The sequence below is a fragment of the Micromonospora sp. NPDC049044 genome (assembly GCF_040649215.1).
GTDB lineage: Bacteria > Actinomycetota > Actinomycetes > Mycobacteriales > Micromonosporaceae > Micromonospora.
Genome location: NZ_JBEZFA010000020.1, coordinates 78,860 through 91,444, shown reverse-complemented (window position 1 = coordinate 91,444; position 12,585 = coordinate 78,860). Strand labels below are relative to the sequence as shown.

13 protein-coding genes are annotated in these 12,585 nt (G+C 73.1%); 8 read left to right on the top strand and 5 right to left on the bottom strand.

The genetic code is table 11. The features are described 5' to 3' along the window. Positions 1 to 24: 24 nt before the first annotated feature. The 8 genes from AB0B85_RS18490 to AB0B85_RS18455 all read left to right on the top strand — a co-directional run bounded on the left by AB0B85_RS18490 (position 25) and on the right by AB0B85_RS18455 (position 9,228). Positions 25 to 1,203 (top strand): hypothetical protein, encoded by a 1,179-nt coding sequence (locus tag AB0B85_RS18490; protein ID WP_357408744.1) that lies wholly within the window; start codon positions 25 to 27, stop codon positions 1,201 to 1,203. Next, the gene (locus AB0B85_RS18485; RefSeq protein WP_357408742.1) at positions 1,190 to 3,712 is read left to right on the top strand and encodes a nitrate- and nitrite sensing domain-containing protein; all 2,523 of its coding nucleotides are present in this window, start codon (positions 1,190 to 1,192) and stop codon (positions 3,710 to 3,712) included. Before AB0B85_RS18490 ends, AB0B85_RS18485 begins: the two co-directional genes overlap by 14 nt. Further along, a complete protein-coding gene (locus AB0B85_RS18480) occupies positions 3,709 to 4,182 on the top strand; it encodes a roadblock/LC7 domain-containing protein (RefSeq protein WP_357408740.1) in 474 nt (157 codons plus the stop codon). The genes AB0B85_RS18485 and AB0B85_RS18480 overlap by 4 nt, the downstream gene beginning before the upstream one ends. Further along, positions 4,179 to 4,667, top strand: a complete 489-nt coding sequence (locus AB0B85_RS18475; RefSeq protein WP_357408738.1) for a DUF742 domain-containing protein — start codon at positions 4,179 to 4,181, stop codon at positions 4,665 to 4,667. The genes AB0B85_RS18480 and AB0B85_RS18475 overlap by 4 nt, the downstream gene beginning before the upstream one ends. Beyond that, on the top strand, positions 4,645 to 5,388 hold the full coding sequence (locus AB0B85_RS18470; protein ID WP_357408736.1) for an ATP/GTP-binding protein: 744 nt from the start codon (positions 4,645 to 4,647) through the stop codon (positions 5,386 to 5,388). The genes AB0B85_RS18475 and AB0B85_RS18470 overlap by 23 nt, the downstream gene beginning before the upstream one ends. 37 nt (positions 5,389 to 5,425) lie before the next feature. After that, positions 5,426 to 5,941: a hypothetical protein gene (locus tag AB0B85_RS18465; RefSeq protein ID WP_357408734.1), complete on the top strand. Its 516-nt coding sequence runs from the start codon at positions 5,426 to 5,428 to the stop codon at positions 5,939 to 5,941. A 36-nt stretch (positions 5,942 to 5,977) separates the two neighbouring features. After that, positions 5,978 to 8,203: an AAA family ATPase gene (locus tag AB0B85_RS18460; protein ID WP_357408732.1), complete on the top strand. Its 2,226-nt coding sequence runs from the start codon at positions 5,978 to 5,980 to the stop codon at positions 8,201 to 8,203. 92 nt (positions 8,204 to 8,295) lie between these two features. Beyond that, entirely contained in the window at positions 8,296 to 9,228 is a 933-nt protein-coding gene (locus tag AB0B85_RS18455; protein ID WP_357408730.1) for a superoxide dismutase, read from the top strand. A gap of 64 nt (positions 9,229 to 9,292) precedes the next feature. On the opposite strand, the gene AB0B85_RS18450 is transcribed toward AB0B85_RS18455, so the two are convergent. From AB0B85_RS18450 to AB0B85_RS18430, 5 genes are all read right to left on the bottom strand, one after another. Next, positions 9,293 to 9,802, bottom strand: coding sequence for a GNAT family N-acetyltransferase (locus tag AB0B85_RS18450; protein ID WP_357408728.1), 510 nt, complete (start codon positions 9,800 to 9,802; stop codon positions 9,293 to 9,295). Positions 9,803 to 9,942: 140 nt separating this feature from the next. Continuing rightward, the gene (locus tag AB0B85_RS18445; protein ID WP_357408726.1) at positions 9,943 to 10,839 is read right to left on the bottom strand and encodes a hypothetical protein; all 897 of its coding nucleotides are present in this window, start codon (positions 10,837 to 10,839) and stop codon (positions 9,943 to 9,945) included. Further along, positions 10,808 to 11,407: a DUF3618 domain-containing protein gene (locus AB0B85_RS18440; RefSeq protein WP_357408724.1), complete on the bottom strand. Its 600-nt coding sequence runs from the start codon at positions 11,405 to 11,407 to the stop codon at positions 10,808 to 10,810. Before AB0B85_RS18440 ends, AB0B85_RS18445 begins: the two co-directional genes overlap by 32 nt. A 22-nt stretch (positions 11,408 to 11,429) precedes the next feature. Then, positions 11,430 to 11,825, bottom strand: a complete 396-nt coding sequence (locus tag AB0B85_RS18435; RefSeq protein WP_357408722.1) for a phage holin family protein — start codon at positions 11,823 to 11,825, stop codon at positions 11,430 to 11,432. Further along, the gene (locus AB0B85_RS18430) at positions 11,822 to 12,460 is read right to left on the bottom strand and encodes a hypothetical protein (RefSeq protein ID WP_357408720.1); all 639 of its coding nucleotides are present in this window, start codon (positions 12,458 to 12,460) and stop codon (positions 11,822 to 11,824) included. Before AB0B85_RS18430 ends, AB0B85_RS18435 begins: the two co-directional genes overlap by 4 nt. Positions 12,461 to 12,585 lie beyond the last annotated feature (125 nt).

The window sequence follows — 12,585 nt, the reverse complement described above, 5'->3', positions numbered from 1 at the left end:
CCCCATGCCGGAGGAGACACAACCATGACAGTCCCCGCGCCGCGGGCCCGTCGACGTCCGTCCACCCTGGGCCGACTGCTGCCGCTGCTGCTCATCGGGGCGCTACTGGCACCGGTGGGGCTGCTCGTCACGTCCGCCTGGCGGCAGACCACCGACGACCGGGCCCTGGCCGTCCGGGAACGACTCGGCGTGCAGTACCTCACCGCGCTGGGCTCGGTCACCGACGCCCTGGTGGAGGCCCAGTCCGCCGCGGTCAGCGGTCGACCGGTGACCGGCGACGCGCTGAACCGGGCGGTCGAGGAGGCCGCCGCGGTGGACGCCCGCATCGGCGCCGAACTGCTCAGCCAGGAACGCTGGGCCGGGGTGCGAGCCAAGCTGGAGGCACTGCGCGGGCGCAGCCCCGCCGACCCGGAGTCCGCCTACACGGCGTACGGCGAGGCCTCGGACCTGCTGCTGGCCCTGCACCGCAAGGTTCGGGAGAGTTCCGGGCTGGTCCGCGACCCCGTCGCCGACTCCTTCTTCCTCCAGGACAGCGCCGGCCAGGAACTACCCGAGGCGGTGGTGGCCGCCGGCCGGCTCGCCGACCTGGGCACGCTTGTCTCCCGGCGGCCAGCCGCCGAGCAACCCCGCGGCCTGATGGAGCTGACCGGTCTGCGGGTGACCGCCCTGGCACCCGCCGGTGACCTCGTCGACAACCTGCGCTCCGCCGTGGACGGCTCGGAGAGCACCGACCTCGGTGCCAACGTGCTGACCCCACTTGACACCTATCAGCGCTCGGTGGAGGCCCTTGCCGCGTCCTCCACCCCGACCACTGGCACAACTGTGTTGGACCCCGGTCAGCTGAGAACCGCCGCACTCAACACGCACCGCGCGGCCCGTCAACTTCAGCCGGTCATCCTCGCCGAGCTGGACGCCCTGCTCGTCGAGCGCATCGACGGGTTCGACCGGGACCGCTGGCTGATCGGCGCGGCCGGGGCGCTCGCCGTGCTCCTGCTGGGCTGGCTCGCCGCGCTGCTTGTCGCCGCCCGTGGCCGGGCCCGACGCCGGGCGGCGATGGCGGCGACCCACGCGGAGAGCGGCGACATCCCGTCACCTGCCGAATCGTGGCAACCGGTGCCAGGCGACCCGCTCGGGCTGCAACCGGCCGGCGCGGCCCGCGACGCGGAGCCCGCGCAGTGGGGGGCCTTCGATGCTGCTCGGTAGGCTCCGGATCCGCGGCAAGCTCGCGCTGCTCGTGGTGATCCCACTGCTCAGCATGATCGGCCTGGCCGTGCCCGTGATGCTCGACCGGGTGAACGCGGCGCAGCGGGCCGGCGACACCGCCGAGCGGGTACGACTCGCCAGTCGGGTCGGCAGCCTGGTCCAGGACCTTCAGCAGGAGCGCATCCTCTCCGTCGGTTTCCTGCTCGGCCGGGTCGAGGGCAGTGAGCTGGTCCGTAAGTCCGCCGACGTGGACGACCGGGTGGCGGACCTTCGGGCGGAGCGCGGCGACGCGTTCACCGATCGGGTCGACCGCGCCCTCAACGCGGTGTCCAACCTCGTCGACCTGCGGACGGCAGTGCTGGCCCGGACCGCCAACCCGGGTCAGGTGATGGATGCTTTCGGCCCGGTCAACAAGGGGATCATCGAGTCGTTGCAGCTCGTCATCGGAGTGGACACCGACACGTTGGCGGGCCGGCAGGTGCTCGCCCTCGACGGGCTGCTCCGCGCCGACGAGGGCCTGGGCACCTGCGCCACCCTGAGCCTGCTGGTCAAGGCGATCGGCAACCCGGACACCACCGCCGGATATGTGGCGTGCATCGCCGCGCTGATGGTCGACAACCAACGCTACCGAAGCCTGATCACGCCCGAGCAGCTCACGGTGGCCCAGCTCAACGACGCGGCCGTGGCCGCGCGTACCAGCCCCGACTTCCTGCTCAGGAGTGCCCGGGACCCGGCCGCCGCGGTCCGCCCGGTGCCGATGGAGGCGCTCTTCCCGGCCGTCCGCACGATGATCCGACTCGGTCAGTTCGTGGAGAAGAAGCTGGTCGCCGACGTGCTCACCGAGGTCACCGCAGAGCAGCGGCGGGCGCTCACCGCCGCGTACCTGGTCGGGGCCGCCGCGGCGCTGATCCTGGCGCTTGTGGTGCTGCTCAGCGTGGCGGTGGCGCGGACGGTGGCCCGACCGCTTACCCGACTCACCCGCTCGGCCGACCGGGTCGCCCGGGTCGCCGAGGCGGAGCTGGTCCGGGTCACCGACGACGAGGGGGAGAGCCCGCAACCGGTCCGGCTGGAACCCGTCGACATCCGGGCCAACGACGAGATCGGTGACCTGGCGCGGGCCTTCGACCGGGTGCAGAACACCGCCGCCCGGCTGGTCGAACGGCAGGTCGCCGGCCGACGCAACGTGGCGCAGATGTTCGGCCACGTCGGGCGGCGAACCCAGAACCTGGTGGGCCGGCAACTCGCGCTGATCGACCGGTTGGAGCAGCAGGAGGCCGACCCGGGCCGACTGGAACACCTGTACCGGCTCGACCACATCTCCAGCCGGTTGCGGCGCAACGCCGGCAGCCTTGTGGTGCTCTCCGGTTCGGCCGGCGCCGACGCCCACACCGCGCCGGTGCCGCTTGCCGACGTGGTCCGGTTGGCGCTCGGCGAGATCGAGGACTACACCCGGGTCGAGGTGCGGGTGCCGGCGGGCATCTCGGCCGCGCCGGCGGTGGTCGGCGACCTCATCCTGGCGCTTGCCGAACTCATGGAGAACGCCACAGCCTTCTCCCCACCGCACACCCGCGTACTGGTGGCCGCCGACGCCTCCGGCCTCGGCGCCCGGATCACCGTGGTGGACCACGGCATCGGCATGGCTGAGCAACGGCTGGCCGAGGAGAACGCCCGGCTCACCCGCCGGGAACGACTCGACCTGGCACCGACCGAGGTGCTCGGTCTCTTCGTGGTGGGCCGGTTGGCCCGCCGCCACGGCTGGGAGGTGGGCCTGGCCGCCACCGGCGGCGGCGGGGTGACCGCACACCTGGAGATCCCATCGACGTCGCTGGTGCTTCGCCGCGCCGACCCGGCCGGGAGCGCAGTCGCCCGAGCCTCGGTGCCGGAGCGGGACCGGCGTACGGCAGCCGCATCCCAGCGCGCCGCGCGGGCCATCACAGCGGCCGTCGACGAAGCGGCCCGCTTCGACTCGGACCTGCTCAGCCGGGCCACCCGCAGCCTGGAGACCAGCCCGTCCTGGAACGCGTTCGGCGGCCAGCAACAGCAGACCACCCCCGTCGTCGAGGAGTCGGAACCGGCTGGCACACCGACCACGCCGCGGGTCCGGCAGCGGGTGCCGGGAGCAAGCCTGCACGCCACCGCCAACCCGACCCGGCCGGTGGACGCGACCGACGCGGACCCCGCTGCCGCCCAGGCGCTTGTCGAGGCGTTCCAGGCCGGGGTACGCCGGGCCGAATTGAACACTGTCGACCTGCCGAGCGCACCGGGGGGCGCCGGCCCTACGGTGACCGGTGGTGCCGGTCCGTCCGACACCGTCCCGGGTCGGTCCCTACTGAACCGACGGGTGCCGGGGGCGAACCTCACTGTCGTCCCGGCCTGTCAGCCACCCAGCACGCACCTCGGTGACCCGGCCGAGGTCCGCAAGCGCATCAACGAGTTCGAGGAGGGCGTTGCCCGTGCCCTCCTCGAAGTCGGCCCCGACCGCCGGAACGAAGAAGGATCATCACGGTGACCAGTCCCTTCCTGCACGACAACGTCGACCAGAGCCAGACCGGCGCCAGCGGGGACCTCAGCCCGGAGGCCCGTACGTTCAACTGGCTGCTGGACTCCTTCACCTCCGGCACGGCCGGGGTGCTGGAGGCGATCGCGGTCTCCTCGGACGGCCTGCTGATGGCCATGTCGGCGATCAAGGACCGGTCCAACGCGGAGCGGTTGGCCGCTGTGGTCTCCGGGATGACGAGTCTCGCCGGTGGGGCGGCCAGTTGGTACGCGCTCGGTGGCTTGAACCGGGTGATCGTCGACATGGCCGACGGCTACCTGCTGATCAGCGCGATCAGCAGCGGTTCCGTGCTCGGGGTGGTCGCCGACCGGTCGGCCAACCTGGGCACCGTCGCGTACGAGATGACGCTCTTCGCCGGGCGGGCCGGTGGTGCCCTGACCCCGCGGCTGATCGTCGAGTTGAAGAACGCCGTTCAGCAGTGACAGCCGACGTCGCCGGTGAGGATCCGGACCCGGAACCGAGGGCCCGGGTCCGCCCGTACCTGCACACGCCGCCCCCCACCGACGCGGGCGAGGTGGTGGTGCCGGCGTTCACGGAGCCGGAGCCGGAGGAGTGTCGGCCCGCCGGTCCCCGGCCGTTCGTGCTCACCTCCGGACGGGTGGCGGGTGCCGACCCGGCGATCGGGCTGGAGACGCAGGTGACCGCCCGGATGGACGGCGGCTGGCCGACGGGCCCGCCCGGCGCCCTGCTGGCACCGGAATCCCAGGCGATCATCGCGCTCTGCGCCGCACCGATCTCGGTCGCCGAGATCTCGGCCCGCGCCCGGCTGCACCTGGGCGTGACGCGGGTCCTGGTCGGCGACCTACGGGCGGCCGGACACCTGGACGTGCACGTCACCGACACCAACGACGCCGCCGACCCCGACCTCATCCTGCGAGTGATTGATGGACTTCGTGCGATCTCCTGAATGGCCGGTCGCCCCGCTCGGCGGGGTCGCCGCAAACAGCGCCGCCGCCCGGTACGCCGTGCCCGCTGGGCCGGCAGTCGGACGGGCCGGACTGCCGCCTCCGCCGTACCAGCCGCCGTCCGGCGCGGGGGCGTCCGTGCCGCCGGTCGGTAGGCCGGCGGCACCGCCGATCCCGGTCAAGATCCTGGTGGCCGGTGGCTTCGGGGTGGGTAAGACCACCACAGTGGGTGCGATCTCCGAGATCGCTCCCCTGACCACCGAGGCCGAGATGACAAGCGCCGGGATCGGCGTGGACGATCCGGGTATCCGTTCCAACAAGACCACCACGACTGTGGCGATGGACTTCGGCTGCGTGACCATCGACCGCAGTCTGAAGCTCTACCTGTTCGGCACGCCCGGGCAGGCCCGGTTCGGCTTCATGTGGGAGGACCTCGCCCGCGGGGCACTCGGTGCGCTGGTGGTGGTGGACAGCGCCCGACTCGACGACTGCTTCCCCGCCATCGACTTCTTCGAACGGGCCGGCCTGCCGTTCGTGGTCGGGGTCAACGCCTTCGACGGACGGTTGGCCCTGGAACTCGGTGAGATCCGCTGGGCCCTGGCCATCGGTGACCACGTGCCACTTGTGCAGTTCGACGCCCGGGACCGGCTCTCGGTACGGGACGCCCTGCTTGTCGTCCTGGACCGCGCGCTGGAACGTGCCACCCGGGACAGACAGGCCTGAGCCGACCGGCTCCGAGCGTGCGGGAAGGGGTGATCTGGTGAGGGGCGACCTGGACGAGACGCTGGCCCGACTGGCCCGGCGCGAGGAGGCGCGGCGCCGGCTGGCCAACGAGCGTGACGTCAGCGCGTCACCGCCGGGGCCGTCCGGTCCCGGTCCGGACGACGTCCGCAGCGCCGGGTCGGGGCGCCACGATCCCCGGCACGCGGGGGCGGACTCGCCGGGCGAGGTGGCCGGATGGGGGCCGGTCGAGGAGGTGGCCGAGGCGGTCCGCCAGGTCGTCGGCAGCCATCCCGGGCTGGCGGTGACAGTGCAGGTGCAGCATGAGGGGCGGACGTACCCGATGCGGGTCTGCTGGGACGGGCCGGCCGTCACGGTCGGGCCGGTGCCCCCGGCGGCGCCGGTGGAACCCCCGCCGGCCTGGCCGCTGTCCGGCCGGACGGTCCCCGAGTGGGCGCCCGGCCCGGACGCGTTGACCCCGGACCCGGCGGCCCGGTTGGCCGAGCTGATCCGGCAGGACCCGTCGTTGTTGGACGAGTTGGATCCGCGGCGCTGACCGGTGGGGCTGGCCGGCGGCGGCTACGGTCGGGCGGTGGCACAACCCGACCTGACCTTGACGGCGAGCCTACGACCGGCCGCGCTGGACGCCCGACGGGGCATCGTACGGCTGCATCCGGAGGCGCTCACCGCGCTGGGACTGCGGCCCGGCGACCCGGTCCGGCTCGCCGGCCGCCGGGAGACGGCGGGGATCGTGGCGACCGCCGCACCGGGCGCGAGCAGCGCCCTGCTGTACGCGGACGACCTGACCCTGGGAAACCTGGGCGTACGCGACGGCGCCCAGGTGCGGGTCGGCCCGGTGCCGCTGGTGCCGGCGACCCGGGTCATCCTGGCCGGGCCGGTGGAGGTGGTCGCGGCGGTGAGTCCGGAGATGCTCCGGCTGGCTCTGCTGGGCAAGGTGCTCACCGCCGGAGACGACGTGTCGCTGCTGCCCCAGGACGTGCTGCCGGACGCCTCGGTGCGCAGCCTGGTCGAGGCGGCTCGGCGCAGCCTCGCCAACACCGTCGGTGTCGCCTGGACCAGCACTCTGCTGACCGTTCGGACCGTCGAGCCGGCCGTCGGCGCGCTTGTCACGATGGACACGGTGGTCGGCTGGGAGCACGGCCCGGTCACCCACGGCGGACCTGCCCCGGTCGACGCCGGGTGGACGCGGCCGTCCCGGACGGACGACGCGGCCCCGGCGGTGGACCAGCCCGACGACCCACCGGACGTGGACGAGCTGCCCGGATTGCGGCCCCAGGCCGAGGAGTTGACCGAACTGCTCGACCTCGGCTTCCACCACCGGGAGGTGTTGGGCCGGTTGGGCACCGCCGTCTCGCTGGGGGTGCTGCTCGTCGGTCCGGCCGGCTCCGGCAAGTCGGCGCTGGTCCGGGCCGTTGCCGCTCGGGTGGGAGCCCGCGTCCACCCGCTGTGGGCACCCGAGGTGGCCGCGTCGACGAACCAGGCCGCCGCCGACCGGTTGCGGGCCGCGGCGACGGCGGCCCGAGCCGGCGGGCCGGCGGTGCTGCTGGTCAGCGACGTCGAAGCGCTCGCACCGGCGGAGCACCCCGGTCCGGTGGCGACTGTGTTCCGCCAGGTGCTCGCCGAGTGTGTCCGGGCCGGTGTCGCGGTGGTCTGCGCAACCGGCCGACCGGAGGCGGTCGACCCCGGGCTGCGCGCACCCGATCTGCTGTCGCTGCGGATCAGCATTCCGCTTCCCGACCAGGCGTTACGCCGCGAACAGCTCACAGTGCTGACCCGGCAGGTGCCGCTCGCCGAAGACGTCCGGTTGGACGAGGTGGCCGCGCGTACCCCCGGGTTCGTCGCGGCGGACCTGGCCGCGCTGGTCCGGGAGGCCGGGGTACGCGCGGCGTTGCGGCAGAAGTCCGCCGAGACGCCGACGGTGTCGATGGCGGACTTCACCGCCGCCCGGGAGGTGGTCCGGCCGACCACGATGGCGGCCTCGACCCTGGATCTGGCGTCGGTGACCCTTGACGACGTGGGTGGCCTGGACGAGGTCAAGCAGACGCTCACCGAGTCGGTGCTGTGGCCGTTGACCTACCCGGACACCTTCGCCCGGCTCGGGGTGCAGCCGCCCCGCGGTGTGCTGCTCTACGGGCCACCGGGCTGCGGCAAGACCTATCTGGTCACCGCGCTCGCCGGGTCCGGGCGGGCCAACGTGCTGTCGGTGAAGGGCGCGGAACTGCTCTCCAAGTGGGTCGGCGAGAGCGAACGGGCGGTCCGCGAACTGTTCCGTCGGGCCCGGGAGGCGGCCCCCACCCTGATCTTCCTGGACGAGGTGGACGCCCTGGCGCCGGTGCGCGGCCAGGCCACCGACGGGGGCACCACGGACCGGGTGGTCGCCGCGCTGCTCACCGAGTTGGACGGGGTGGAGACGCTGCGCAACGTGGTGGTGGTCGGTGCCACCAACCGCCCCGACCTGGTCGACCCGGCGCTGCTGCGGCCGGGCCGGTTGGAGCGGCTGGTCTACGTGCCACCGCCGGACGGACCCGCCCGCGCGGAGATCCTGCGAGCCGCGTCCCGGCAGGTGCCGCTGGCGCCGGACGTCGACCTCACGGCCCTCGGCGACGAGCTGACCGGCTTCTCCGCGGCGGACTGCGCGGCGCTGGTCCGGGAGGCGGCGCTGGCCGCGATGCGGGAGTCACTTGCCGCCGCCACTGTCACCGCCGGGCACGTGGCGACGGCACGGGCCCGGGTGCGCCCGTCGTTGGACCCGGCCCAGGTCGCCGCGCTCGCCGGGTACGCCGCCCGCCGGGGCTGAACACCGTTCCCAACCTTTTGGCGGTCTCGGAGTGTTATTAGGGCGTCACATTCCTCTGTGGAGTCCTCCACCTGGACGTCAGGCGGTGTCCGTTGCGCAAACTGCTGTCCCTCCTCCTCACCCCGCTGGTCGCGGCGGCGACACTGGCCACTGTCGGTGCGTCGGCGGCCGCCCAACCGGCGAAGCCGTTCCCGGCCCGGATCGCCCTGCCCGACGGTTTCACCCCGGAAGGGCTGACGATCGGTCGGGGGACGACCGTGTACGTCGGGTCCGTCCTGGACGGCGCGGTGTGGCGCGGTGACCTACGCACCGGGCGCGGCTCGGTGCTGATCCCCGGCACGCCCGGCACCGCCAAGGCAGGGCTCAAGATCGACCCGAGGGGCCGGCTCTGGACCGCCGACTTCACCGGCGGTGGAGCCAGCGTGTACGACCCGGGCAGCGGCGCCAGGCTGGCCCACTACCAGTTCACCACCGACCCCAACAGCCTGGTCAACGACCTGGTGATCACCGACCGGGCGGTCTACTTCACCGACTCCACCCGACCCGTGCTGTACGTGGTGCCGCTCGGCCAGGGTGGCCACCTGCCTGCCCCGGCCGCCGTCCGGGTGCTGCCCCTCACCGGTCCGGGGGCGACACCTGACGCGTTCAACAACGGAATCGCGGCGCTTCCGGACGGCGACCTGCTTGTCGCGCAGATGCTCATCGGGCAACTCGTCCGCGTCGACCCGCGCACCGGTGCCAGCCGCGTCTTCGACCTGGGCGGCTACTCGGTGGACCGGGCCGACGGGCTGGTGCTACGCGGTCGCACCCTGTACGTGATCCGGAACCTGACGAACGTCATAGCTGTGGTCCGACTCAACGCCGGTTACACCTCCGGGACGGTGCAGCGGGAGATCACCGGTCCGCAGCTGCGCTCACCGGCCACCGGCGACCTGCTCGGTTCGGCGCTGTACGTGGTGAACGGCAGGTTCGACGTGGAGTCGACGCCGAGCACCGACTACGACATCGTCCGCGTACCGGCCTAAGTCGAGAGCGGTCGGCGGTGACCCTGCGGTCGCCGCCGACCGGACCGGGGCAGACCGGGACACCTCAGAGTGTGGGCAGTGTCGAGTCGAGACAGATCTCGGCGCGCACCTTGCCGTCGGCCTCGTACAATTTCGCGCCACACTTCTGCAATACGGCGACCGCGCCGAAGTTGTCCGGCGTCGTTTCGGCGACCACCACCCGCATGCCGGCCCGAGCGGCGGCGTTCAGCAACTCCCGCAGCGCCGCCGCCCCGATCCCCTGCCCGCGCGCTGAGCGTCCGAGCCACAGGCCGGTCTCCACAGTGCCGGGCTCGTCACAGCGCGTCATCCTGACCATACCCAGCACCTCGCCGCCGACGAGGATCGCGTACATCTGCGAACGGGTCGGGCCGTCCAGCCCGCCGAAGCTGGCCCGATGGAACTCCCGAAACGCCTCTCGGCGGGCGAGCGACCAGCCGGCGGGGGCCTCGACCGGAGGCATCACATCGCTAGGCTCCGCCTCGGCAGCCGCTACGGAGAGCAACGGCTCCAGGTTCTGCTCGTCCACCGGCTCCAGCCGGACCGCACCCGCCACGTGCCGCAGTCTGCCGCGCTCATCGGCCGAAGTCCACCCTATCGGCCATCCACTGGCGGTCCGGACAGCGGTACCGGCCGGTCGGGCGGGCGGGGTGTTCCGCATCACGCTCTGTTGTCACCCGACCGGGTGTAAGAGGCTCAAACCGCCGGCCCGAACTCGCAGAACACCACAGACGCGTCGTCGGTGGGCTTGTGCCTGCGCAACCGGTCGGGGTGGTCACGCTCGGCGGCCCGGACCCGGTCGAGCAACGCGCCCGGCCCGTCCGCGCTCAGCAGGTCCAGCAGGCCGGGCCAGTCGGTCAACCCGAACTGCTCCACAGCGCTTGACGCGCCGTCGCTGAGCAGCGCCGCCCGGCGCAGCGCCGTCGCCCCGTGCCGGGGCAGGGTGCCGGTCACCGCGTGGAAGGCCGCGTCCGGATCGGCCGCCGCGACCCAGTAGCCGTGGGTACGGTTCATCCGCTCCCGCTGGACGCTCACGGCGTGCCGGAAACGGGTGACCGGGTCCACGGCCCCGCCCGGCACCATGGCGACCGTCTCCCGCAGCTCCGCGATCGAGGCGTCCAACCGGTCGTCGGTCACCACGCTGACCTGACCGCCGCAGTCCAGCACCAGCGGGCTGTCGCAGAGCACCAGGTAGTCGACCTGATCGCCGCAGTCGCGCAGGAGGCACACGGTGCTGGACGGGGTGCCGGGATGGTCGAGGTCGCACTGCTCACCGTGGTCGGCGCGGACCGCGAGGATCGCGGCGGCCAGGTTGCTGGTCAGCCGGGCCGCCGGACGGACCGCCTCCGCCACGGCGAGCCGGGCGGCGAGGTGCCGGACGTACCACTCCGGCCCGTGCACGCAGCCGGTGTCGAAACCCTCCGGCACCGTCGCACCGTCGAGGACACCGACAAGCGGCCCGATCTGGAACACCAGGTCCTCGTTGACCGGCCGACCCGGGGCCGGCGCGGACGCGGATCGCACCCGCATCACCGGCGCCGACCCCGCCGCGCCGACCGGGTCAGCGCTGCCGGAGATCATCAGCCGCCGCATGGGTTTCCCCCTGCACCTGACCGGCGGCCGAGCGGCCCTGGTCGCGTACCGCTGACACTCCCTGCTGGGCGCTTGACCGCACCGACTGTGCCGCCTGCTGCGCGGGCCCGCGCAGGTTGTCCTGCATCTGGTGGCCGACCTGGCTCGCCTGTTGGCGAAGCTGGTCGGAGTGCTCACTGACCATGCCGCGGGCCCGGCCGGCGAGTTGCCGCTCCCGCCCGCTCGGCGGGATCAGCGAGGCGGCCAGCAGACCGACACCGAACGCGACCAGACCGGCGGCCAGTGGGTTGCCCTGGGCCTGCTCGCGGGACTGTTGCCCGAGCGACCGGGTCTCGTCACGTACCGCGCCGGTCGCGTGCGACATCCGCTGGCTGGCCTCCTGCCCCATGTGACTCGAGCTGCCCATCATCTTCTCCTTCGCTCGGGTGAGCGCGCCGCGCGCCTGCCCGACGCTGTCACCGGCGATCCGACGCGGGTTGACCTTGTCGGTCAGGGCGTCGACGTCACTGCTCAACTCGTTGCGGGTGGTCTCGATCTCCCGCCGGATCCGGTCCGGATCACTGGACATGAGTTGTCTCCTCCCGACTCGTTCACCGACCCCGCAGGGCGTCCGGCAAGTCCCGGGCGGTCTGCTTCGTCCGGGGCAGTACGGCACGCGCGCGCTTCAGCTGGGTCCGCGCGTTGAGGAAGAGACCGCCGGCGACGGCCGCCCAGAGAACCGCGACGATCAGCGCCGCCCATCCCTGGTCCATCGCGTTGGACAGCCCCCACCACACCGCGTACGACACGAACAGCACGGCCAGGAACCCGGCGAGCCCCGCACCGCCGAACATGCCGCCGGCCTTGCCCGCCTGGCTGACCTCCTCGCGCAGCTCGGCCTTGGCTAGCTCGACCTCCTTGCGCACCAGCGTCGACATGTCCCGGGTCACGTCACCGAGCAGTTCGCCGACCGACGCCTGGGTGCGTTCCTTCTCCGGGGCGCTCACGGTGCCACCCCACCGGGCAGGTCCGACTCGGGACGACCGGCCGGCGAAACGTTCTGCGCCCGCGCCGTCCCGACGTACGGCTGCTCGCCGGCATCCATTGGTGCGCCCTGCGGTGCCGGCGGGGCGCCGCCCGCGCTCCCACTCGCACCGTTGCCGGATGCCGGCGCGGTCAGGCCACGGGTGAGTCGCCCGACCAGCAGCCCGGCGACAGCCGCACCCGCCAGGAACGTCCCCGGGTGTTGGCGCGCGTAGCTGCGCACCTCGTCGAGCACCTCACCGGGTTCGCGTTCGTCGAGCCACCCCGCGGCCTGCTGGGCGGCGTCGCCGGCTCGGCGTACCACCTGACCGGCCAGTCCGGAATCGCCGTCCCGGTCGGCCATCGAACTGAGGTTCTGACCCAGATCGCGCAGACCGTCGGCCGCACGCCGCTGCTGCGTCTGCGCCTGGTCACGTAGCTGGCCGGTGGCTTGACCGGTCAACTGCTGGGCTTGTCGTCGCGCCTCGGCGGCCACCTGACCGCCCTGTTCGGCGGCGGTGTGGGCGACCTGACCGCCCGTCTGGCTGGCCTGGTGGCCCACTCGGGAGGCCTCCTGCCGGGCCTGCTGCGCACGCCCGCTCTGATTCGTTGCCGTCATGCTCCGCTCCCCTCCTGGGTGCTCGGTCGCCTGGCGACCCCGGAACATCTCCCGCCTACCCACCTGGCCAACAGCCATGCGGTGTGCCGGCTGGCCAGGCGGCCGGACCCGGCAGCCAGGGAGAC

Bases quoted from the DNA above. Each gene is read 5' to 3' on its own strand.
- AB0B85_RS18490 (WP_357408744.1), top strand. From the start codon at position 25: ATGACAGTCCCCGCGCCGCGGGCCCGTCGACGTCCGTCCACCCTGGGC.
- AB0B85_RS18485 (WP_357408742.1), top strand. From the start codon at position 1,190: ATGCTGCTCGGTAGGCTCCGGATCCGCGGCAAGCTCGCGCTGCTCGTG.
- AB0B85_RS18470 (WP_357408736.1), top strand. From the start codon at position 4,645: ATGGACTTCGTGCGATCTCCTGAATGGCCGGTCGCCCCGCTCGGCGGG.
- AB0B85_RS18445 (WP_357408726.1), bottom strand. From the start codon at position 10,839: ATGCGGCGGCTGATGATCTCCGGCAGCGCTGACCCGGTCGGCGCGGCG.
- AB0B85_RS18440 (WP_357408724.1), bottom strand. From the start codon at position 11,407: ATGTCCAGTGATCCGGACCGGATCCGGCGGGAGATCGAGACCACCCGC.
- AB0B85_RS18430 (WP_357408720.1), bottom strand. From the start codon at position 12,460: ATGACGGCAACGAATCAGAGCGGGCGTGCGCAGCAGGCCCGGCAGGAG.